The sequence below is a fragment of the Thermus antranikianii DSM 12462 genome (genome assembly GCF_000423905.1).
In the GTDB taxonomy this organism is placed as follows: Bacteria; Deinococcota; Deinococci; order Deinococcales; family Thermaceae; genus Thermus; species Thermus antranikianii.
On record NZ_AUIW01000017.1, the window covers coordinates 1 to 21904 of the forward strand.

General features: G+C 62.7%; 21 protein-coding genes. 15 read left to right on the forward strand and 6 right to left on the reverse strand.

The genetic code is table 11. The annotated features are described in order from the left end of the window. The coding region (locus G584_RS0109905; RefSeq protein ID WP_028494489.1) for a transposase at positions 1-306 on the reverse strand (306 nt) is incomplete at its 3' end. 55 nt (positions 307-361) lie between these two features. On the opposite strand from G584_RS0109905, the gene G584_RS0109910 reads away from it, so the two are divergent. The 10 genes from G584_RS0109910 (at position 362) to G584_RS12550 (ending at position 12905) form a co-directional block, all read left to right on the forward strand. Then, positions 362-1153 carry a CsgG/HfaB family protein gene (locus tag G584_RS0109910; protein ID WP_028494490.1) on the forward strand — a complete coding sequence of 264 codons (792 nt, stop codon included), beginning with the start codon at positions 362-364 and terminating at the stop codon, positions 1151-1153. 90 nt (positions 1154-1243) lie between these two features. Next, entirely contained in the window at positions 1244-1906 is a 663-nt protein-coding gene (locus G584_RS0109915; protein WP_028494491.1) for a GntR family transcriptional regulator, read from the forward strand. Beyond that, positions 1903-2826 carry a proline dehydrogenase gene (locus G584_RS0109920; protein WP_028494492.1) on the forward strand — a complete coding sequence of 308 codons (924 nt, stop codon included), beginning with the start codon at positions 1903-1905 and terminating at the stop codon, positions 2824-2826. Before G584_RS0109915 ends, G584_RS0109920 begins: the two co-directional genes overlap by 4 nt. 18 nt (positions 2827-2844) lie before the next feature. Next, positions 2845-4395 carry an L-glutamate gamma-semialdehyde dehydrogenase gene (gene pruA / locus G584_RS0109925; RefSeq protein WP_028494493.1) on the forward strand — a complete coding sequence of 517 codons (1551 nt, stop codon included), beginning with the start codon at positions 2845-2847 and terminating at the stop codon, positions 4393-4395. 161 nt (positions 4396-4556) lie between these two features. Then, positions 4557-5945 carry an anthranilate synthase component I gene (gene trpE / locus G584_RS0109930; protein ID WP_028494494.1) on the forward strand — a complete coding sequence of 463 codons (1389 nt, stop codon included), beginning with the start codon at positions 4557-4559 and terminating at the stop codon, positions 5943-5945. Further along, on the forward strand, positions 5942-6523 hold the full coding sequence (locus G584_RS0109935; protein WP_028494495.1) for an anthranilate synthase component II: 582 nt from the start codon (positions 5942-5944) through the stop codon (positions 6521-6523). The genes trpE and G584_RS0109935 overlap by 4 nt, the downstream gene beginning before the upstream one ends. Continuing rightward, positions 6511-7500, forward strand: a complete 990-nt coding sequence (gene trpD / locus G584_RS0109940) for an anthranilate phosphoribosyltransferase (protein WP_028494496.1) — start codon at positions 6511-6513, stop codon at positions 7498-7500. The genes G584_RS0109935 and trpD overlap by 13 nt, the downstream gene beginning before the upstream one ends. A 148-nt stretch (positions 7501-7648) precedes the next feature. Beyond that, the gene (locus G584_RS0109945; RefSeq protein ID WP_028494497.1) at positions 7649-10324 is read left to right on the forward strand and encodes a type I restriction endonuclease subunit R; all 2676 of its coding nucleotides are present in this window, start codon (positions 7649-7651) and stop codon (positions 10322-10324) included. After that, positions 10321-11826 (forward strand): type I restriction-modification system subunit M, encoded by a 1506-nt coding sequence (locus tag G584_RS0109950; protein ID WP_028494498.1) that lies wholly within the window; start codon positions 10321-10323, stop codon positions 11824-11826. The genes G584_RS0109945 and G584_RS0109950 overlap by 4 nt, the downstream gene beginning before the upstream one ends. Next, entirely contained in the window at positions 11823-12905 is a 1083-nt protein-coding gene (locus G584_RS12550; protein ID WP_083964882.1) for a restriction endonuclease subunit S, read from the forward strand. The genes G584_RS0109950 and G584_RS12550 overlap by 4 nt, the downstream gene beginning before the upstream one ends. A gap of 5 nt (positions 12906-12910) precedes the next feature. On the opposite strand, the gene G584_RS0109960 is transcribed toward G584_RS12550, so the two are convergent. The 5 genes from G584_RS0109960 to G584_RS0109980 are packed head-to-tail and all read right to left on the reverse strand — an operon-like array spanning position 12911 to position 16853. Continuing rightward, a complete protein-coding gene (locus tag G584_RS0109960; RefSeq protein ID WP_028494500.1) occupies positions 12911-14137 on the reverse strand; it encodes an adenylosuccinate synthase in 1227 nt (408 codons plus the stop codon). An 11-nt stretch (positions 14138-14148) separates the two neighbouring features. Continuing rightward, complete coding sequence (locus G584_RS0109965) at positions 14149-14817, reverse strand: queuosine precursor transporter (protein ID WP_028494501.1); 669 nt, start codon at positions 14815-14817, stop codon at positions 14149-14151. After that, entirely contained in the window at positions 14814-15350 is a 537-nt protein-coding gene (gene hpt / locus G584_RS0109970) for a hypoxanthine phosphoribosyltransferase (RefSeq protein ID WP_038051070.1), read from the reverse strand. The genes G584_RS0109965 and hpt overlap by 4 nt, the downstream gene beginning before the upstream one ends. A 5-nt stretch (positions 15351-15355) precedes the next feature. Beyond that, entirely contained in the window at positions 15356-16066 is a 711-nt protein-coding gene (locus tag G584_RS0109975) for a pseudouridine synthase (RefSeq protein ID WP_028494503.1), read from the reverse strand. A 1-nt stretch (position 16067) separates the two neighbouring features. Next, complete coding sequence (locus tag G584_RS0109980; RefSeq protein WP_028494504.1) at positions 16068-16853, reverse strand: enoyl-CoA hydratase/isomerase family protein; 786 nt, start codon at positions 16851-16853, stop codon at positions 16068-16070. A gap of 45 nt (positions 16854-16898) precedes the next feature. On the opposite strand from G584_RS0109980, the gene truB reads away from it, so the two are divergent. The 5 genes from truB to G584_RS0110005 all read left to right on the forward strand — a co-directional run bounded on the left by truB (position 16899) and on the right by G584_RS0110005 (position 21730). Further along, on the forward strand, positions 16899-17837 hold the full coding sequence (gene truB, locus G584_RS0109985; RefSeq protein ID WP_028494505.1) for a tRNA pseudouridine(55) synthase TruB: 939 nt from the start codon (positions 16899-16901) through the stop codon (positions 17835-17837). 1 nt (position 17838) lies between these two features. After that, entirely contained in the window at positions 17839-18948 is a 1110-nt protein-coding gene (gene ald, locus G584_RS0109990; RefSeq protein WP_028494506.1) for an alanine dehydrogenase, read from the forward strand. Position 18949: 1 nt separating this feature from the next. Continuing rightward, positions 18950-19291 carry an Asp23/Gls24 family envelope stress response protein gene (locus tag G584_RS0109995; RefSeq protein WP_028494507.1) on the forward strand — a complete coding sequence of 114 codons (342 nt, stop codon included), beginning with the start codon at positions 18950-18952 and terminating at the stop codon, positions 19289-19291. Continuing rightward, positions 19284-20849, forward strand: coding sequence for a DAK2 domain-containing protein (locus tag G584_RS0110000; protein WP_028494508.1), 1566 nt, complete (start codon positions 19284-19286; stop codon positions 20847-20849). Before G584_RS0109995 ends, G584_RS0110000 begins: the two co-directional genes overlap by 8 nt. A 62-nt stretch (positions 20850-20911) precedes the next feature. Continuing rightward, on the forward strand, positions 20912-21730 hold the full coding sequence (locus G584_RS0110005; RefSeq protein ID WP_051209252.1) for a hypothetical protein: 819 nt from the start codon (positions 20912-20914) through the stop codon (positions 21728-21730). Positions 21731-21904: the final 174 nt, after the last annotated feature.

Below are 21904 nucleotides of genomic sequence, written 5' to 3' on the forward strand. Positions count from 1 at the left end.
TACCGCCACTTCCCCCACGTCCACCAGGCGGCGGACGTAGGGCTTAAGGAAAGCCGGGTAATACCGAGATTCCCGATCCCTAGGGACCTTCAGGTCCACCTGGCCAAAGGCGGTCTCCAGCTTGCGGGGGTAGTAGCCGTTCCTGCGGCCTCCGTGCACCTGCAAGAAGGCCGTCCGGTCCAACTCCAGAACCGTCTGCAAAACCTCGGCCACCGTCTCCCGCACCGCTTCCCTCAGCAAGATTCGCAAGGTATCCTGGTCCACGGGGCACCTCCTCGTGCTAAGGTGTGCCCCCCTATTAAACACGGACCCTTACACATAAATCCTTACACGACCGGGTGGAGAGGGAGGTGACCCCGCTATGCGAAAGGGTCTGCTTTCTCTGGCTGTCCTTTTTCTGGCCGCATGTGCTCCTCAGGTGACGACCAAGGTAGACTCGGGACTTTCACCGGATAATCCCTATGCCACCTATACGGGTCCTAGGGCAAAGGTCGTGGTTGCCTCGTTTTCATGCAAAGCGGAGAAGTGTGGACCCGGTGTGGATTCTTCTCAGGTTGGTGCGGCTGTTTTGGGTAAGCTGTTTGGAATAGAGGTTTCAACGAGCCGAGGAGACGTGGGAGCTGGGATTTCTGATATGCTCACCACGGCGCTGATTAACACCAATCATTTTATCGTGTATGAACGGTCCGTCCTCGAGCAACTACAGAAAGAAGCAGGTATAGGCAACCAAGTTCAGCAACTTCAGGGCGCGGAAATCCTCATTACTGGAACCATCACCGCCTTTGAGCCCGATGCTAGTGGTACACGGGGTGGGGGCGGTGGACTCTTGGGGGGTCTACTAGGTGCGGTGGCGGGCGGCCAGAAGAAGGCCTATGTGGCTGTGGATTTCCGAGCGGTTGATGTCCGCACGGGGGCCGTGGTGGCCGCTTTCCGCGTGGAAGGGGAGGCTTCCGATACCGACTTTGGCGGCCTGCTTGGTGCCCTGGTACCCGGGGCCGCCCTGGGCGGGGCCCTAAGCCAGTATCAAAAGACCCCCATGGGTAAGGCCCTTGCGGTCATGGTGAGCAAAGCGGTGGAGGAGCTCATCCGGCGCATACCCCCCTCCTACTTTAAGTACGGTCCGGACGGCCAGCCCCTGCCCCAAAAGGGCTAGGAAGGCCCGTCTTCGCGGGGATGGCGGCCACCCTTGGCCGCCATCCCCCTTCTTGACAACGAGAACAGGCTGGGGCATCCTGTATACAGGATGCAGACCCTAGGCTTTCGCCGGCCCAACCAGGTGCGGGAGGCCGTGTACCGGCACCTCAAGGACCTTCTCCTCTCCGGGCGGTTCGCCCCTGGGGAAAGGCTTTCCGAGCCCCTCTTGGCCCAGGAGCTCGGGGTTTCCCGCACCCCCGTGCGGGAGGCCCTCATGCGCCTTGCCGAGGAGGGCTTGGTGGAGCTGGTGCCGGGCCGGGGGGCCAGGGTGCGGATCTTCAGCCCGGAGGAGGTGGAGGAGGTCTACGGGGTGCGGGCCCTTCTAGAAGGGGAGGCGGCCCGGGAGGCGGCCCTTAGGGCCACCCCTTGGGAGCTTGCCGACCTCGAGGCCCGCCTTAAAGCCATTGACGAAGCTCCCCCTGAGGACTACCCCGAGCAGATGCGCCGGGACCTGGAGTTCCACCGGGCCTTGGTGCGGCTTTCCGGGAACAAGACCCTCTACCGCCTCTACGAGGACCTCCTTTCCAGCTTGGCCCTGGTCCGGAGCGCCCTGCCCACCCTTTCCCAGGAGGAGACCACCCGCAAGGAGCACCAGGCCATCCTCGAGGCCCTGAGGAGGCGGGACCCTGAAGGGGCCAAAAGGGCGGTGGAGGCCCACGTGTACCGGTTCCGCGACCTGGTGGTGGCCAGGCTTAGGAAAGGAGGGATATGAACCTGGATTTGTTCTATCGGCAGGCGGTGCTTTCCGTGGCCGGGAACCCCAAGGTGGAGGCCCTCATCAAGACCCGGGCCAGAAGCCTGGTGCGGCGCTATGTGGCGGGGGAGACCTTGGAGGAAGCCCTCTTGGTAGCGGAGAGACTGGAGGCCCAGGGGGTCCACGCCATCTTGGACCTCCTGGGAGAAATGGTGAGAAGCGAGGAGGAGGCCCGCGCTTTCCAGAAGGGGATCCTGGAGCTCATCCGGGCGGTGGCCGGGCGCCCCTGGCCCAAATACGTGTCCTTAAAGCTTACCCAGCTTGGGCTGGACCTCTCCGAGGCTCTGGCTTTAGAACTTCTTCGGGAAATCCTTAAGGAGGCGGAGCCCAAGGGGGTCTTCGTGCGGATAGACATGGAGGACTCTCCCCGGGTGGAGGCTACCCTGCGCATCTACAAGGCCTTGCGGGAGGAGGGCTTCAGCGGGGTGGGGGTGGTTTTGCAAAGCTACCTGTTCCGCACGGAAAAGGACTTCTGGGAGCTACTCCCTTACCGGCCCAACCTGCGCCTGGTGAAGGGAGCCTACCGGGAGCCCAAGGAGGTGGCCTTCCAGGATAAGCGCCTCATCGACGCCGAGTTTTTGCACCTGGGGAAGCTAGCCCTGAAGGAAGGGCTTTACGTGGCCTTCGCCACCCACGATCCCAGGCTCATCGCTGAGGTGAAGCGGTACACCGGGGCCATGGGCATCCCCAAGGACCGCTTTGAGTTCCAGCTCCTCTACGGGGTGCGCCCCGAGGAACAAAGGCGCCTGGCCCAGGAGGGCTACACCGTGCGGGCCTACGTGCCCTACGGCACCCACTGGTACCCCTACCTAAGCCGGCGCATCGCCGAACGACCCGAAAACCTGTTTTTGGTGCTAAGGAGCCTCCTAGGAGGCTAAAGGAAAAGGAGGTAAGGCATGACGGTGGAACCTTTCCGCAACCAGCCCATAGAAACCTTCCAGACGGAGGAGGCCAAGCGGGAGATGCGGGAGGCCTTAAGGCGGGTCAGGGCCGAGTTTGGCCGCCATTATGGCCTCTACATCGATGGGGCCTGGGTGGATACCCAGGAGAAGATCCAGTCCCTAAACCCCTCGGCCCCGAGCGAGGTGGTGGGGAGCACCGCCAAGGCGGGGCTTTCCGAGGCGGAAGCCGCTCTGGAGGCGGCCTGGAGAGCCTTTAAAACCTGGAAGGACTGGCCCCAGGAGGACCGGAGCCGCCTCCTCCTAAAGGCGGCGGCCCTCATGAAAAGGAGGCGGCGGGAGCTGGAGGCCACCTTGGTCTACGAGATCGGCAAGAACTGGCTCGAGGCCAGCGCCGAGGTGGCCGAGGCCATCGACTTTCTGGAGTACTATGCCCGCCAGGCCCTCAAGTACAAGTACCCCTCCGTGGAGGTGGTGCCCTACCCCGGGGAGGATAACGAAAGCTTTTACATACCCTTGGGGGCTGGGGTGGTCATCGCCCCCTGGAACTTTCCCATCGCCATCTTCACCGGCATGCTGGCTGGGCCCGTGGCGGTGGGGAACACCGTGGTGGCCAAGCCCGCGGAGGACACGGTGGTCATCGCCGCCAAGGTCTTTGAGATCCTTCACGAGGCAGGCTTCCCCCCAGGGGTGGTGAACTTCCTACCTGGCAAGGGAAGCGAGGTGGGGGCTTATCTGGTGGAGCATCCCAGGACCCGGTTCATCAACTTCACCGGGAGCCTCGAGGTGGGGCTTTGGATCCACGAGAGGGCGGCCAAGCTGGCCCCGGGCCAGCGCTGGATCAAGCGGGTATTCCTGGAGCTCGGTGGCAAGGACGCCATCATCGTGGATGAAACCGCCGATTTTGACGCGGCCACCGAGGGGATCCTCATCTCCGCCTACGGCTTCCAGGGGCAGAAGTGCTCGGCAGCAAGCCGGCTCATCGTCACGGAGAAGGCCTTTGAGCCCTTGATGGAAAGGGTCTTGAAGCGGGCCGAGCGCCTGGTGGTGGGCCCGGCCGAGGAGAACCCCGACCTGGGCCCTGTGGCCAGCCAAGCCCAGGAGAAAAAGGTCCTTTCTTACATCGAGATCGGCAAGGGAGAAGGCCAGCTGGTCCTTGGGGGAAGGCGCCTGGAAGGGGAGGGCTACTTCATCGCCCCCACCATCTTCACCGAGGTGTCCCCCACGGCCAGGATCGCCCAGGAGGAGATCTTCGGCCCCGTGCTTTCCGTGATCCGGGTAAAGGACTTCGGGGAGGCCCTCGAGGTGGCCAACAACACGGTCTACGGCCTCACGGGTGGGGTTTACTCCCGCAAGCGGGAGCACCTGGAGCGGGCCAGGCGGGAGTTCCACGTGGGGAACCTTTACTTCAACCGCAAGATCACCGGGGCCCTAGTAGGGGTACAACCCTTCGGCGGCTTCAACCTTTCCGGCACCGACACCAAGGCCGGGGGGCCCGATTACCTCCTGCACTTCCTGCAGATGAAGACGGTGGCCGAAAGGTTCTGAGGCTTCCTTGATGCCCGGCTCCCCCTGGACGCCAGGGGGGGGCTTGAGCTATTCTGGGAACATGAGCCCGCTTCCCGCCCTTTGGTGGCCCGGTTAGGTCCCCGGGGGCGGATGGGCGTGTTTCCCCGGGGCTAGGCCCCGGGGTTTTTGTAAGGAGCGGCATGGAAACCATAAGGCCTTTTCGCAAAACCCTCTTGGCGGACCTGGAAACCCCGGTGACCGCTTACCTGAAGCTTTCGGAGAAGGCCCCGGTGAGCTTTCTTTTGGAGTCGGTGGAGCGGGGAAGGCAAAGCCGCTTTTCCATCATCGGGGTGGGGGCCCGGCGCACCTTCCGCCTGAAGGACGGGATTTTCACCGTAAACGGGGAAAGGGTGGAAACCCGGGATCCCTTGCGCACCCTTTATGAGGCGGTTCATGCTCCCATGGAGCGGCATCCCGACCTGCCCCCCTTCTTTGGGGGGGTGGTGGGGTACGCCGCCTACGACCTCATCCGCTACTACGAGCGCCTGCCCTCCCTCAAGCCCGACGACCTGGGCCTCCCCGACCTCCTCTTCGTGGAGCCCGAGGTGGTGGCGGTCTTTGACCACTTGAAAAACCTCCTGCACCTGGTGGCCCCGGGGCGGGGCCTCGAGGAGGCCGAAGCCCGCCTTCTTTGGGCCGAGAAAAAGCTTAAGGGTCCCTTGCCGGGGGTGCCGGGGGAAAGGCCGGGGGGGAGGGCCCGCTTTGAGCCCGACATGAGCCGGGAGGAGTACTTAAGGGCGGTGGAAAGGGCTTTGGAGTACATCCGCGCCGGGGACATCTTCCAGGTGGTCCTTTCCTTACGGCTTTCCTCCCCTCTTACCGTGCACCCCTTTGCCCTATACCGGGCCCTGAGGAGCGTGAACCCTAGCCCTTACATGGGCTACCTGGATCTGGGGGAGGTGGTCTTGGTTTCGGCGAGCCCCGAAAGCCTCCTCCGCTCCGATGGCCGCAAGGTGGTCACCAGGCCCATCGCCGGCACCCGGCCCCGGGGGAGGGACGAGGAGGAGGATAGAAGGCTTGCGGAGGAGCTTCTAAAGGACGAGAAGGAAAGGGCCGAGCACGTGATGCTCCTGGACCTTTCCCGCAACGACATCGGCCGGGTTGCCGCCTTTGGCACGGTGCGGGTCCTGGAGCCCTTGCACGTGGAGTACTACTCCCATGTGATGCACCTGGTGTCCACGGTGGAAGGGGTGTTGGCGGAGGGCAAGACCCCCTTGGATGCCCTGGCCAGCGTCCTCCCCATGGGCACGGTTTCGGGAGCCCCCAAGATCCGGGCCATGGAGATCATCGAGGAGCTGGAGCCCCACCGCCGGGGACCCTATGGGGGAAGCTTTGGGTATCTGGCCTACGACGGGGCCATGGACGTGGCCTTGACCCTGCGCACCTTCGTGATCGCCAAGGGTTGGATGCACGTGCAGGCGGGGGCGGGCATTGTGGCGGACTCGGTGCCGGAAAGGGAGTACGAGGAGTGCTGGAACAAGGCGAAGGCCCTTTTGAAGGCGGTAGAGATGGCGGAGGAGGGGCTATGAGGGTTTTGGTGATCGACAACTACGATAGCTTCACCTACAACCTGGTCCAGTACCTGGGGGAGCTTGGGGCAAGCCCCGTGGTTTGGCGGAACGACCGGTTCGCCCTCGAGGAGGTGGAGGCCTTAAATCCCGACCGCATCCTCATAAGCCCGGGTCCCTGCACCCCCTTGGAGGCCGGGCTTTCCCTTGCCCTGATCGGCCGCTACGCCCCCCGCTACCCCATCCTGGGGGTCTGCCTGGGGCACCAGGCCATCGGCATGGCCTTCGGGGGCAAGGTGGTGCCCGCCCCGGTGATCATGCACGGAAAGGTGAGCGAGATCCACCACGACAGCACCGGTATTCTCCGGGGTCTTCCCAATCCCTTCCCCGCCACCCGCTACCACTCCCTGGTGGTGGAGGAGGTGCCGGAAGACCTCTTGGTCAACGCCTGGGTGGAGGAGGCGGGGAAGAAAACGGTGATGGGCTTCCGCCACCGCCAGTACCCCACCCACGGGGTGCAGTTCCACCCGGAAAGCTACCTGACGGAAGCGGGTAAGATCATCCTTAAGAACTTTCTGGAGGACCCATGGAGGCAGTGAAAAAGGCGCTTTTGGGCGAGGTGCTCACCGAGGAGGAGGCCCACGGCCTCATGCAGGCCATGATGGCTGGGGAGCTTTCCCCCGTGCAGGTGGCGGGGGTGCTCACCGCCATGGCCCTGAGGGGGGAGACCCCCTCGGAGATCGCCGCCATGGCCCGGGCCATGCGGGAAGCGGCCCGGCGTATTCCCGTAAGCCGCAGGCCGCTTTTGGACATCGTGGGCACCGGGGGGGACCACAAGGGGCTTTTGAACCTCTCCACCCTGGGTGCCCTGGTGGCGGCGGCGGGAGGGGTGGCGGTGGCCAAGCACGGAAACCGGGCGGCCAGCTCAAGGGCGGGCTCGGCGGACCTCCTCGAGGCCCTGGGGGTCAACCTGGAGGCTCCCCCCGAGCGGGTGGGGGAGGCCATTGAGGCGCTGGGTTTTGGTTTCCTCTTCGCCCGGGTTTTCCACCCCGCCATGCGCCACGTGGCCCCCGTGAGGGCCGAGCTGGGTATTCGCACCGTGTTCAACCTTCTGGGCCCCCTCACCAACCCTGCGGGGGCCGACCGGTATGTGCTTGGGGTCTTTAGCCCCCGGTGGCTTGCCCCCATGGCCGAGGCCCTGGGGCACCTGGGGGCCAAGGGGCTGGTGGTCCACGGGGAGGGGGCGGACGAGCTCATCCTGGGGGAGAACCAGGTGGTGGAGGTGGGGAAGGGAGCCTACACCCTGGTCCCCGAGGAGGTGGGGCTGGAAGCTTACCCCCTCGAGGCCCTAAGGGGGGGCTCCCCAGCGGAGAACGCCGAGCTGGCCAAAAGGATCCTAAGGGGGGAGGAAAAAGGCCCTCACGCCCAAGGGGTGGCCCTGGCGGCGGGGGCGGGCTTCTACGCGGCGGGCAAGGTGGCCACCCTGCGGGAGGGGGTGCGCTTGGCCCAGGAGGTTCTGGCCTCCGGGGAGGCCTACGGGCTTTTGGAGCGGTATGTGGCGTTCTTGAAGGGGTAGAGGCCGAGTTGGTAGTGACGGCTACGTGAAAGGGTACCCTGACCCTAGGGGAGTGTGGGCTTAGAGATGCGGGGATCGCTTCCCGAGTGGTATATTCTGGAGAAGGATGCGGGAGCAAACGCATTGCGTACTCGGGGGGTAGAACAGAATGTCTCTCAATGAGGCCGAAACCCGTGCCCGGTTGGTAGACCCCAAACTCAAGGCGGCGGGTTGGACCGACCGGGAAGTTAACCGTGAGTTTTGGTATTCAACCAACTACCTGTATGCACCGGGGAAAATTCTCCTTGTAGGTGACAAAGCACGTCGTGGTAAGCCCAAGCGGGTGGACTACCTTCTGCGCTACACCGATGGTTTTCCCATCGCCGTTGTGGAAGCAGAGCCGGAAGGAAGCCCCCCAGAGGCAGGCTTGGAGCAGGCTAAGCGCTATGCCCAAGATCTAGGGCTTGCCTTTGCCTACGCTACCAATGGGCACCGGATTCTTGAGTACGACTTTTTCACCCACACAAGCCGCGAACTCACGGCCTTTCCTACCCCAAAGGAGCTTTGGGAGCGCTGGACTCTCAATACAGGTCTGCAACAGCCAACCCCTGGGAGCCTAAGAGAAGCGCCCGCCGTGTATGGTCTGCCCGTTTCCGGCAATCCGCTTCTTCATCCCTACTGCCCTGAGGATCGTTGCGGTAAACGGCCCCACTATTTCCAAGAACGCGCTGTGCGCGAGGTCATTCTGCGCATCATGCGGGGTCAGAAGCGCATTCTCCTTACCATGGCTACGGGAACGGGAAAAACCTTCGTAGCCTTGCAGATCGTTTGGAAGCTTCTTAAATCCAAGTGGCTTCAGCAGCGCCATCCCGAGCGGCCCGCGCGAGTGCTTTTTTTAGCGGACCGGGTGGTACTCCGTAACCAGGCTTACAATACATTTTCCCCTTTTTCCACTGGTGACAGCGAGCCCCGGTACCTTATTGAGGGGGAACCTCTTAGCTTAAACCGCGACCTGTACTTTGGTATCTACCAAACCCTTTGGAGCCCCACTGAGGATGGCAGACGCCTTTATGAAAAGTTCCCACCGGACTTTTTTGATCTCGTCATCATTGACGAGTGCCACCGTTCTGGCTGGGGTACCTGGCGGGAAATCCTCGAGCACTTCGGCTCGGCCATTCACCTCGGCATGACCGCTACGCCGAAGCAAGACGAAAACGTTGACACTTACGCGTATTTCTGTGCCGAAGAGCCCGAGATAGCTATTGATCCCCAGGATCCCAGCCGTGGCACATGGCGTCCACCCGCCTTTCAATACAGCCTTGGCCAAGGTATAGAAGATGGGTTTCTGGCCACCTACAAGGTTCACCGGGTCCGCACCACCTTGGATGCCAACGGCTTGCGTTTAGAAGATGCGATTGAGCAGGGGGCCGATGTCTTTATCCCGGAGGACGTTGAGCCCCGGGAAATCTACACTACGCCTCAGTTTGAGCGGGAGATCACGGTACCTGACCGGACCAGGGCCATGGTCAAGCATTTGGCGGGGCTATTGCGGCGGTTTGGACCCATGGAAAAGACCATGGTCTTTTGCGTGGATATGGAGCATGCCCGGTTGGTGGCGCGCCTATTACAGGACGAGTTCGGACCCGAAACGGGCCTGGATAACTATGCTGTCCCTATCGTCTCGGAAGAGGGGGAAGAGGCCCTTCGCTGGCTAGAAGCCTTTGCGGACTCCACCAAAAAGGCTCCTGTGGTGGCGACTACAGCGGAACTGCTTTCCACCGGCGTGGACGTTCCCTCATGCCGAAACATCGTCTTCATGAAGACGATTTCTTCTCCTGTTTTGTTCAAGCAGATCATTGGCCGTGGAAGCCGACTGGACCCCGCAACGGACAAATACTGGTTCCGCATCATTGACTTTACCGGCGCCACACGCCTCTTTGACCAGTGGGATCGTCCGCCGGGACCACCCCCAGAAGTTCCCAAAGGTCCCTTTACTGCCCGGCTGGAAGGGGTTGTGGTTCACGCTCATACAAAGGAACTGTTGGTGGGTGCTTCCGTAAGCGTTCGGATGGGCCCCAATATCCAGCAAGGCCCCATTCGGACGGATGGCGAAGGACGGTTCGTCTTTGAACGCCTTCCCGGAGGGACCCTTACCGTCATAGTCCGTGCCCCACGTTTTGCTCAGCGCGAGCTTAGGGTAGACGCGTTGGCCGACGAGACGGTTTTCGTGGAGGTGTCCCTAAAGCCGGAAACAAAGAGCGCGCGAAAAATCCGGGTGGAGGGACTTCAGGTTACGATTGCCGATGAGGCCATCTTCACCATTGACGCTACCGGGCAACAGCTTTCGCTGACGGAGTACCAGGCCTATACCCGCCAGCGGGTGCGCCAGCATGCTCCCACGCTCTCGGATCTACGTGGGATCTGGGTGGATTCCAACAGGAGGCGACGCTTCCTTGAGGACCTACGCAACGTCAGCATTCACCCCGAGCTTCTTGCTGAGGTGGAAGGGAATACGGAAGCGGATGCCTTTGACCTGCTGGCCCATATCGCCTTTGGCGCTCCCGTGCGCACCCGTGGCGAGCGGGCCACAGCCTTCCTTAATCGCGAGCAAGCCTTCCTCAGGCGGCATCGCGCTGAAGCCCGCGAGGTTATCCTTGAACTGTTGGACAAGTACCGGGCTGGTGGTATTGAGCAGCTTGAGCCTGAAATCTTTGGTGTTTCCCCCTTTAGGGAGTGGGGGGGAGCAGTTAAGCTTAGCCGGTGGTTTGAGGGTCTTGATGGGTTAAGGATGGCTCTAAAGGAGATGAGAGAGCGGCTCTATCCAATCTGGGAGGTGAAGCAGTGACAAGGGCGCCCCAAACCCGGGAGAAGCTAGCTAACGACATCTGGCGAGCCTGCGACATACTCCGCCGCGATAACAACTGCGGTGGGGTCATGGAGTACGTGGAACATCTTTCGTGGTTGCTTTTCTTGCGTTTTCTGGATGCACAGGAAGAGGAATGGGAAAGCCAAGCCCTTCTTGCTGAGCGAGAGTATCAACCGGTTATTGAGAAGCCTTACCGGTGGAGGGATTGGGCTACCAAGGATTGGCCACCGGACGAACTCTTGAGTTTCGTCCATGGGCAGCTCATCCCCTACCTTCAGGTGCTAAGCGGTACCCCTTTGCGGGACACGATTCGCGGCGTCTTTTCCGAGCGCAACGTAATCGTTTGCGCATCCCCATACAACCTCAAGGATGTGCTTAGCATCATCAACAGCATTGACTTCCACAGCCAGGACGATATCTTCACAGTATCCCAGGTTTACGAGGAGTTGCTCCGCCGACTGGGCAATGAAAACCGGCTGGCTGGGGAGTTCTACACCCCGCGCCCAGTGGTACGTTTCGTTGTGGAGGTCACCAACCCCCAGATTGGGGAGACGGTGTATGACCCTGCTTGTGGCACCTGCGGCTTCTTGGCGGAAGCCTACCTTTGGATGCAGCGGCAGGAGCGGACCCTCGAGGACCACAAAACCCTTCAGGAACGCACCTTCTTCGGACAGGAAAAGAAGCCCGTACCAGCCCTCTTAGGGGTTATGAACATGGTCCTGCATGGTGTCACGGCGCCTCACATCCTGCGCAAGAACACCTTGGAGGAGAACATACGTCAGGTGGTGGGGCATTACGATGTCATCCTGACCAATCCACCCTTTGGCGGCACCGAAGGGCGGCACATCCAGCAGAACTTCCCCGTGCAGTCGCAGGCTACGGAACTCCTCTTTTTGCAGCACATCATGAAGAAACTCAAGCCCCGTGATGGCGCCCGTTGTGGCATGGTGGTTCCTGAGGGCACGCTTTTCCGCACCGGCGCCTTTGCGGAAGTGAAGCGCTCGCTTCTAGAGGAGTTCAACCTGCACACCATTGTTAGCCTGCCGCCTGGAACCTTCGCGCCCTACTCCGATGTAAAGACTGCCCTCCTCTTCTTTGAGCGGCCAGGACCGACGCGGGAGATTTGGTATTACGAGCTTCCACTCCCTGAGGGGTTGAAGAAGTTCAGCAGGGGCAATCCAATCAAGGACGAGCATTTTGAAGAGGCGCGCAGGCTTTGGCAGGCTTGGGATGCCTATCGCAAAGGGCAGGGTTCTCGTGAAGCCTGCCTCTCCGAGCATTCCTGGATCGTACCGGTGGATGAGATCCAGGCCCGCGGGTATGACCTCTCTGCCCGCAACCCCTATCGCAAGGAAACCGAAGCGTTGCCGCCGCCCATGGAGATTGTGGCCAGCCTGCTGGAGCGCGAGCGGGAGATCCTGAGCATTATGGAAGAACTGGACGAACTCCTCGGCAACAACACGGAGGGAGCCGAAGCATGAGCGAGGGACCCTACAAGCTCCCCGAGGGCTGGCGGTGGGTGAGGTTGGGGGAGGTAGCGGACATTCGCTATGGGAAAGCGAAACCCGAACAACCGGGAAGGGTCCCGGTTGTTGGCTCTGGTGGGGTATACGCTCTCACGAACATCCCTTTGGTTTCCTTTCCTACCGTTATTGTTGGTCGCAAAGGTAGTGCTGGCGAAGTTTTTCTGATGGAAGAGCCGTGCTGGCCCTCTGACACGACTTTTTATCTTGTTTGGAAAGTTGAGGTCATACCTAGGTGGATTGCTGCCTGGCTTCAATTCAAGAAGCCTTCTCCAGAAGGCACGACGGCAACGCTTCCCAGTCTTCGGCGAGAAGACTTAGAAGCGCATCTTGTCCCCCTCCCCCCTCTCCCCGAACAACGCCGCATCGTGGCGCGGATTGAGGAGCTGGTGGGGCGGGTCCAGGAGGCCCGGCGCCTGCGGGAAGGCGCGAAGCAGGATGCCGAGCGTCTCTGGCAGGCCGTGCTTGCGGAAACCTTTCCCCGCCCCGGCACCGAGCTTCCCGAGGGTTGGCGGTGGGTGAAGTTGGGGGAGGTGATAGAGCTCAAGAATGGAAAGTTTATCCGTAAGAGTGAGCTTGCGGAATCTGGGCCAGTGCGGGTATATGGTTCCAATGGGGTTATAGGCTATGCCCCCGAAGGGAAAGCGCTGATTGATACGGAAACGCTAGCTATAGGGCGTGTTGGTGCTAGTGGGGTGGTTAACTGGGTCACTCCGCCAGCTTGGATTTCTGACAACGCCATGTATATCGTAGAGTTAGCACAAGATTGTGATATAAAATACTTGTTTTACGTTCTGAAACAAAGCGGGCTGACAGCTCTAGCAAAGCAGGGAGCGCAGCCCTCAATCTCGCAAGAGCAGGTTTATCAGCTCCTCATCCCCCTACCCCCTCTCCCCGAACAACAGCGCATCGTGGCGCATCTGGAGGCGGTGCAGGAGCGTGTAAGGACGCTAAGGGAAGCGCAAGCTCAGATGGAGGCAGAGCTTCGCCAGCTTGAAAGGGCCATTTTAGAGAGGGCCTTCCGTGGCGAACTCTAAGGGCTTCACACCCAGCTCACCGCCCCGAAGGTGTCCTCCCGTCTTGGGCTTGTGGAAAAGAGGACCACGGGTACCCCGGTGTACTCCTCGATGAGCTCCAGGTAGCGCCTTAAGGATGGGGGAAGGTCCTCCCGGCTTCGCACCCCGGAAAGGTCCCCCCAGCCCTCGAGGTCCAGGTAGCGCACGGCCTCGGGGCTCGCCTCCCCGGGCCGGGCCCCATCCAGGTATTCCACCGCCACCTTGACCCTGTCCAACCCGGAGAGCACGTCCAGCTTGGTGATGGCCAGGCCGTCAAAGCCGTTCACCTCACAGGCGTACTTGAGGGCCACCAGGTCGAGCCAGCCTACCCGCCTGGGCCTGCCCGTGGTGGTGCCGTACTCTCCGCCCCTTTCCCTTAAATAATGGGCCAGCTCCCCCTGGAGCTCCGTGGGGAAAGGACCCTCCCCTACCCGGGTGGCGTAGGCCTTGGCCACCCCGTACACCTTGGTGATGGCCTTGTGGTTTAGCCCTGTGCCCACCAGGATGCCTCCCACCGTGGGGTGGGAGCTGGTCACATAGGGGTAGGTGCCGTAGTTGAGGTCCAAAAGGGTGGCCTGGGCCCCCTCAAAGAGAAGCCGCTTGCCCCGCTTCAGGGCCTCCCGCAAGAGGCTTCCGGTGTCCGCCACAAAGGGGGCCAAGATCTCCCGCATCCGATAGAGGTCGGCAAGGGCCTTTTCCTCCGTGTCCCAGCCCGCTTCCCGGGTGGAGTTGGGTTTTTCCAAAAGGAGGCGGCGCACCCGTTCCCTTAACACCTCCTCCTTTAGGAGGTCCCCAGCCCGGATCCCCACCCTCCTGGCCCGGTCGGAGTAGGCGGGGCCGATGCCCCGGCCGGTGGTGCCCACGAAGTTATGGCGGCTTTCCACGTGCTTGTGGTGGGGAAGGACCAGATGGGCCCGTTCCGAAACCAGCACCTGGGGATTGAACCCCTCCTTTCTCAGGGCCGCAAGCTCCTCCTGGAAGCGGAAGGGATCTATGACCATCCCGTCCCCCAGGATGTTCACCGCATGGGGATGGATGACCCCCGAGGGCAGAAGGTTCAGCTTGAAGACCCGCCCCTCCGCCACCACCGTGTGGCCAGCGTTGGCCCCGCCTTGGTAGCGGATCACGTAATCGGCTTCCTGAGCGAGGGCATCCACCACCTTACCCTTGCCCTCGTCCCCCCACTGGGCTCCTATGATGGCGACTCCCGGCATCCCCTTAAAGCTTACGCCAAGCGGAAGGGATTGAAGTCCGTGTCCCGGTCGTAGACGTCAAGCCCTTCCACCCGCTTAAGGAAGCCCACCACCCCGTAGGTGATGGGAAGCATGAGGGCCTCCACCCCCACCTTGAACACGTAGTTGGAGAGGAAGACCGCCCAAAGCACCTCTTTGGGGAAGACCCCGTAGAAGGCCACCAGGAGGAAGATGCCCGTGTCCAACCCTTGGCCCACCAGGGTGGAGGTGAGGGCCCTAAGCCAGAAAAAGCGTCCTTCCGTCTTCACCTTAAGCTTGGCCAGGACGTAGGCGTTGGCGAACTCCCCCACGAAGTAGGCCAGGAGGCTGCCCAGGACGATCCTGGGGGTAAGGCCCAGGAGGAGGCCGAAGGCCTGAGCGAAGCGCTGGCTTTCCTCATCCTTGGGGGCGGGGAGGGCGGCTACCCCCTGGAAGGTGAGGGTGGCCAGGAGGAGGGCAAAAAAGCCGAGCCAAATCACCCGGCGGCTACGCCTATAGCCGTAGACCTCGGTGAGCACATCCCCGAAGATGTAAGCCAAGGGGAAAAGCAGGGTACCGCCGTCAAAGGTAAGGGGCCCCAACACCACCAGCTTGGTGGAGGCCACGTTGGAAACCAAAAGCACGGCGGCGAAGAGAACGGCGATCAGGTCCAGGTACTTCATTCTTCCTCCGGGCGGATGGAAGTGATGAAGGGCAGGTTGCGGTCAAACTGGGCCCGGTCCAGGCCGTAGCCGTAGACGTAGGCGTCCTCGATCTCGAACCCCAGGTAGTGGATGGGCACCTCCACCTGGCGCCGGCTGGGCTTGGAGAGGAGGGCGGCCACCCGCACCGAGGCAGGTTTGCGGGCCTCGAGGTAATCCAGGAGGTAGGAGAGGGTGAGCCCGGTGTCCACGATGTCCTCCACCACGATGACATCCCGGCCGTGGATGGGCAGGCGGAGGTCCTTCAAAAGCTCCACCTCGCCGCTTGTGCGGTAGGCGTTCCCGTAGGAGCTGATGGAGATGAAGTCCAGGGTCAGGGGCAAGGGGATAGCCCTGACCAAGTCGGCCATGAAGATGAAGGCTCCGTTCAGCACGCAGATGAGGTGGGGGGTTTTTCCCTGGTAGTCCTGGGCGATCTGGGCTCCCAGCTCTTTTACCCGCTTCTCTATGGCCTCGGCTGGGATTTGCACGGGTCCGTTCCCCGCAGTGAACATGGCCCTTATTCTACTGGGGTTTCCCGTAAAAGGGCTTCCACCTCCCTTGGCGAAAGTTGCCGCCACTTTCCCGGGGGTAGGTTGCCCAGGCGGATGGGTCCCACCTGGAGCCTGATGAGCCTCTTCACCGGGTAGCCCACGGCCTTCAACATCCTTCGCACCTCCCGCTTCCGGCCTTCCGCCAGGGTGAGGAGGGCACCCCCGGGAGCCGGCCGGCAGGCCAGGGCTCGGGCAGGGCCATCCTCGAGGTCCACTCCCTCTAAAAGCCGCTGACAAATGGCCCAGGGCAGGGTGCCCCTTTCCGTGTAGACCCGGTAGACCTTCCTGACCCCGTAACGGGGGTGGGTGAGGCGGAGGGTCAGGTGGCCGTCGTTGGTGAGGAGGAGGAGCCCCTCCGAGTCCCGGTCCAGGCGGCCTATGGGATGGAGGCCCGGGATATTGGGCAGAAGGTCAAAGACCGTCTTTTGGGCGTAGGGGTCATGGCGGGTGGTGGTGTAGCCCTTGGGCTTGTGGAGGGCCAGGACGATCCTTTCCCGGGGGGGTTCCACCGGTTTCCCGTCCACCTCCACCACGTCCCCCGGGTTCACCTTTTGCCCCAAGACGGCCACCCTACCGTTCACCCGCACCCGGCCTTGGCGGATAAGCTCCTCCGCCTTCCTGCGGCTTCCCATGCCGGCGCGGGCCAGGAAGGCCTGGAGGCGCAGGGGTTTCTCCATGCTAGAACTGGGGTTTGCGCTTTTCCTTAAGCGCCCGTAGCCCTTCTTCCAATGCTTCTCCCTGGAACCCCAAAAACTCCAGGGCCAAGGACACCTCAAAGTGGGGCACGAAGGTGCGGAACCAGTTGTTCAGGGCGTGTTTGGTGAGGCTTAGGGCCTCCTTGGGGCCTTCGGCCAGGCGCGTGGCCACCTCGAGGGCCTTTTCGTACACCTTTTCATCCTCCACGGCCAGGGCCACCAGGCCCAGCCGCTCCGCTTCTTCCCCGGTGAGGGGTTCATTGAGGAGAAGGTGGTACTTGGCCTTGGCCATGCCCACCAGGAGGGGCCACAGGAGGACCGCATGGTCCCCGGCTGCCACCCCAAGCCTAAGGTGACCGTCCAGAAGCCTGGCCTTCTTGCCCACCACCACCACGTCGCTGGCCAGGGCCAAGGCCAGCCCCGCTCCCACCGCCACCCCCTCCACCGCGGCCACCACCGGCCTGGGGAAGTCCATGGGCCCGAGCACCAGCTCCCTCGCTTCCCAAAAGACCCGCATCAAGGTTTGGTGGGAGGAGCGCATCTCCTCAATAAGGGCGAAGGAACCCCCGGCGGAGAAGACCCCACCCTCGCCCCTCAAAAGAACGGCCTTCACGTCCTCGAGCTCCCCTAAGTCCCGCCAGATGCGGGCCAGGTCCCGGTGGGCTTCGGGGCCCAAGGCGTTGAGTTTTCCCCCCCGCAGGGTGATTTCCAGCACCCCGGGCCGGGGCCAGGTGAAGGAAAGGCTGGGGTAACGGCCTTCTAGGTCCATGCCTCCATTCTTTCCCCTGCCGGGTGGTGATACAATCCCCTAGGCATGGCCCTCTATGCGGTGGACAAGCCCCTCCACCTCACCTCCCATGATGCGGTGGAGGAGGCGAGGCGCCTGCTTGGTACCCGCCGGGTGGGGCATACCGGAACCCTGGATCCCCTGGCCACGGGCCTTCTCCTTTTGGTTTCCGACGAGAGCACCAAGCTGGTTCCCTTCCTCTCAGGGGAGGACAAGGAGTACATCGCCTGGGTTTCCTTCGGGGCCACCACCCCTACCTTGGATGCGGAGGGACCGGTGAGCGAGGAAGCGCCGGTGCGCTTTGACCGTAAGGACTTAGAAAGCGTTCTCCCTTCCTTTTTGAGGCTCAAGGAGCAGGTGCCTCCCCTCTACTCCGCCATTAAGGTGGGAGGAAAAAGGGCCTACGAGGCCGCTCGGGAAGGGAAGCCCTTGGAGCTTGGCCCGAGGCCGGTAAAGTACCTGGAGGTGGAACTCCTGGCCTTGGACCCCGAGCCCATACCCCATCCCATCGCTCCTTCGGCCAAGGGCTGGCGGCTTGTGGAAAAGGGGGGGCGCAAGGTGGAGCTTCCTAAGCCCTTGGGGCCCTACCCCACGGCGGTGATCCGCCTGGTGGTGGGCCCTGGCACCTATGTGCGGGCCTTTGCCCGGGACCTGGGGGAAAAGCTCAAGACCAAGGCTTTCCTTTCCGGGCTGGTGCGCACCCGCATCGGCAAGGTGGGGCTGGAGCGGGCGGTGAAGCTTTCTGAACTCTCCCCGGAAAAGGCCATCCCTGAGACCGATATCCTGCCCTTTCCGGTGGTGGAGCTATCCCACACCGAGGCTCGGCGCGTTCTGGAGGGGATCCCCTTGCCCATCCCTGCCTTGGGTTATGTGGCCTTGGTGGATTCCCGAAGAAGGCTTCTGGCCATCGCTGAAGGCGATGGCTTCAAGCTCAAGATAAGGCGTGTCTTTGTCAAGGAGGCGTAGTATGGTGATCGGCGTACCCAAGGAGATCAAGACCCTGGAAAACCGCGTGGCCATGACCCCGGGTGGGGTGGAAAGCCTGGTCAAGCGGGGGCATACCGTTCTGGTGGAGCGGGGAGCGGGTGTGGGTTCCGGCCTATCCGATGCCGAGTACGAGCGGGCGGGGGCTGAGCTGGTGAGCCGGGAAGAGGCCTGGGGAGCGGAGATGGTGGTGAAGGTGAAGGAGCCCCTCCCCGAGGAGTATCCCTTTTTGCGCCCCGGGCTTATCCTCTTTACCTATTTGCACCTGGCCGCTGATCGTGCTCTCACCGAGGCCATGCTGCGAAGCGGGGTCACGGGGATAGCCTACGAGACCGTGCAGCTTCCTGATGGCTCCCTACCCCTATTGGTTCCCATGAGCGAGGTGGCGGGGCGCATGGCCCCCCAGGTGGGGGCCCAGTTCCTGGAGAAGCCCTACGGGGGGCGGGGGGTGCTTTTGGGCGGGGTTCCCGGGGTGGCCCCGGCCAGCGTGGTCATCCTGGGGGGTGGCACCGTGGGCACCAACGCCGCCAAGATCGCCTTGGGTATGGGGGCCCAGGTGACCATCCTGGATGTGAACCACAGGCGCCTTCAGTACCTGGACGATATCTTCGGGGGCCGGGTGGTCACCCTCACCGCCACCGAGGCCAACATCAAGAAGAGCATCCAGCACGCCGATCTCCTCATCGGGGCGGTCTTGGTGCCGGGGGCCAAGGCCCCCAAGCTGGTCACCCGGGATATGCTTCCCCTCATGAAGGAGGGCTCGGTGATCGTGGATGTGGCCGTGGACCAGGGGGGGTGTGTGGAGACCATCCGCCCCACCACCCACGCGGAGCCCACCTATGTGGTGGAGGGAGTGGTGCACTACGGTGTGGCCAACATGCCGGGAGCGGTGCCCAGGACCAGCACCTTCGCCCTTACCAACCAGACCCTCCCCTACGTGCTGAAGCTGGCGGAAAAGGGCCTTCAAGCCCTCCTGGAGGATAGCGCTCTTCTTAAGGGTTTGAACACCTACAAGGGACTCCTCACCCATCCCGGGGTGGCGGAGGCCTTCGGCCTGCCCTATACTCCCCCGGAGGAAGCCCTAAGGAGGTAGGATGCAAGGACGGGTGACGGTAACCGAAGGGGCCTTAGCCTCCTTGCTGGCCCTGGCAGCCCATGAGGTGCCGGGGGTGGTGGGGATGGCCCCGGCGGGGCTAAAGGATCAGGTGGTGCGCATTCTGGGGCGGCAAGAAGCCAGCGAGGGCGTGGTGGTGCGTCAGGACCCGGCCGGCCCTGGCAAGTACGCCGTGGACTTCTACGTGGTGGTGGCGGTAGATACCCGTATCCCCACGGTGGTGGAGTCCCTGGCGGAGCGGGTGGCCTTCGTTGCCAAGAAGCTTGCCGGGGTGGAGCTTTCCCAGGTGCGGGTGCACGTGGTGGGGGTGGGGCGTGGCTAGCCTTGGCCCTGGGGAGGTGGCCGAGGCCTTCCGCTACGCCACGGACTGGTTTTCCGTGTTCGTGGAGGAGATCAACGCCCTCAACGTCTACCCTGTCCCCGATGGGGACACGGGCACCAACATGAACCTCACCCTCCAGTCCGCTCGGCGGGAGCTGGATCTGGCTGACACCTCCAAGATGCCCGAGGTAGCCCGGGCCATCGCCTACGGGAGCCTTTTGGGGGCCCGGGGGAACAGCGGGGTGATCCTTTCCCAGATCCTGAAGGGGTTCAGCGAGGCCCTTCGCAAGAAGGAGGTGCTGGATGCCTCCGCCCTGGCCGAGGCCCTGCGCCTGGGGGCGGAAACCGGATACAGGGCGGTGATGAAGCCAGTGGAGGGCACCATCCTCACCGTGGCCCGGGCTGCTGGGGAGGGAGCCCAAGGGGAGACCCTCGAGGAGATCCTGGAAAATGCCCTTGGCGCAGCCCAAAAGGCCCTGGAGAGGACTCCGGATCTCCTTCCCGTGCTGAAGCAGGCGGGAGTGGTGGACGCTGGGGGTGCGGGGTACGTGCGCTTTTTGGAAGGTATCCGGGGATACCTCCTTAGGCTTCCCCTGCCCGAGCCCCCTAAGGTGGAGCGCTACGCCCAGACCGCCTTCGCCACCGAGGAGTTTGGCTATTGCACAGAGTTCCTCATGGAGGGGGTGGAGGTGCCCATTGAGCGGATCCGGGAGGCGGTAGCGCCTTTTGGGGACTCCTTGCTGGTGGTGGGGGCTGAGGGGTATGTGAAGGGGCATATCCACACCGATGACCCCGATGGCCTCCTGGCCACCGTGGCCCGCTTCGGTCGCATGGTGCGTACCAAGGTGGAGGACATGGCCGAGCAGCACACGGAGATCCTGGCCATGGTGGGGGCAGGGGAGGGGGCCCCTCCTCCCACGGGCCTGGTAGCGGTGGCTCTGGGGCATGGCCCTACCCGGGTCTTCCGCAGCCTGGGGGCCCGGGTGGTGGCGGGAGGGCAGACGCAAAACCCCAGCGTGGAGGACCTGCTTTCCGCCATCAGGAGCGTGGCGAGCCCCAAGGTGATCCTCCTCCCCAACAACCCCAACGTCTTCCTGGCGGCGGAGAAGGCGGCGGAGCTGGCCAAAGCCCAGGGCAAAGAGGTGTACGTGCTCAAAACCCGCACCCTGGGCCAGGGCCTGGCGGCGGCCGTGCGCTACTTTCCCGAGGTGGAAGCGGAGGAGCTTCTTCCGGAGATGGAGGAGGCCCTGAAGGGGGCGGTGACCCTCGAGGTCACCTGGGCCAGCCGGGACGCCGAGGTGGATGGGGTCAAGGTCCTGAAGGATAAGCCCATCGGGCTTCTGGATGGCAGGCTGGTCCTCATGGGGGAAACCCCCGAGGAGGTGCTGGAGGGCCTTATCCGCCTGGCCGGAGAAGACAAGGAGATCCTCACCCTTTTCCTGGGCCCCAACACCCCCAAGGAAAAGGCCGAGGAAGTGGCCAGGAAGTTCCCGGGGCTCGTGGTGGAGATCCTTCCCGGCGGGCCCGAGCTCTACGCCTACCTGGGGGTTTTGGAGTAGCCTAAAGAAAGCTTAAGCTCCTTCCCCCTTTCCCTAGGTATCCTTAAGGAGAAGGGGGATTTATGTGGTGGGATAGGCCAGGAATAGCCAGGGGTTTTCTTGCCGGCCTTGTGGCCTTGGTGCTTACGGCCTGTAACCTGCAAGGCGCTCCACCGGTGAGCGGGGACCTGCCCGTAGGAGGGTATGCCATTGCCCAACTTCCCCCTGCCCAGGAAAGCGGTGGGGAGCTCCGCCCCGGGGTGAGGGTGTACCGTATCGTTCTTCCTCAGGATGGGGCGGTGCGGGTAAGTGCGGTTTCCGCCGATCTCCGACTAAGGGCCCGGCTTCGCCTGGTGCTTTTGGACCAACAGGGGGTGGTGCAGGCGGTGAGCGTGGCCCGGAACTGGTTTGCCGCCAGGCAGGAGCTTGCGCCCCTTTCCTTACGGCCCCAGATCACCACCGACCTCGGGTACCGCCTGAACTTTAAGGGCCAGGAAGGCCAGGTCTTTTACCTAAGGGTGGAAAACTACGCCTTAAGCGAGGACCAGGTGACCCTGTACGCCGACGCCTTTACCCCCAACCCTGCAGGAAACGGGGAAGCCTTCACCACCGGGACCAAGCAGGGGGCCATAGAGTTCGTGGGCGAGTTTGACCGCTATGACGTGGCCTCGGCCACGGGGTACCTGCGCCTTACCTACTCCGGTCCCTTGGACCTGGTGGCCCGCCTCTACCTTTCCCCCGCAGACCCCAACCCCCTGACCTTGGATCCCGTGATGAATTGCGCCCAGATCAGCCCAGCCACCCTTCTCGTGGTGCGTGACCGGGGTCTGGCCCGGGCCGGGTTTGACGAGGAGAATAGCGGGCGGTACAGCCTGGAGATCTCCTCTAACCCCTGTCCCTAAGCCCTTGAGGGATAACTGAGGGAGGACTAAAGGGAGCTAAGCATTTTCTCATGCTTCTTCTTGCCAGAGCGTCCCTTAGAGTGGGGAAATCTGAGTTTTTGTAAACGTTCTAATAGGCTTGGGGGGTAGCCAGGATGAGGCTACCCCCTCATCCTTCTCAGGAAGCTCCAGGAT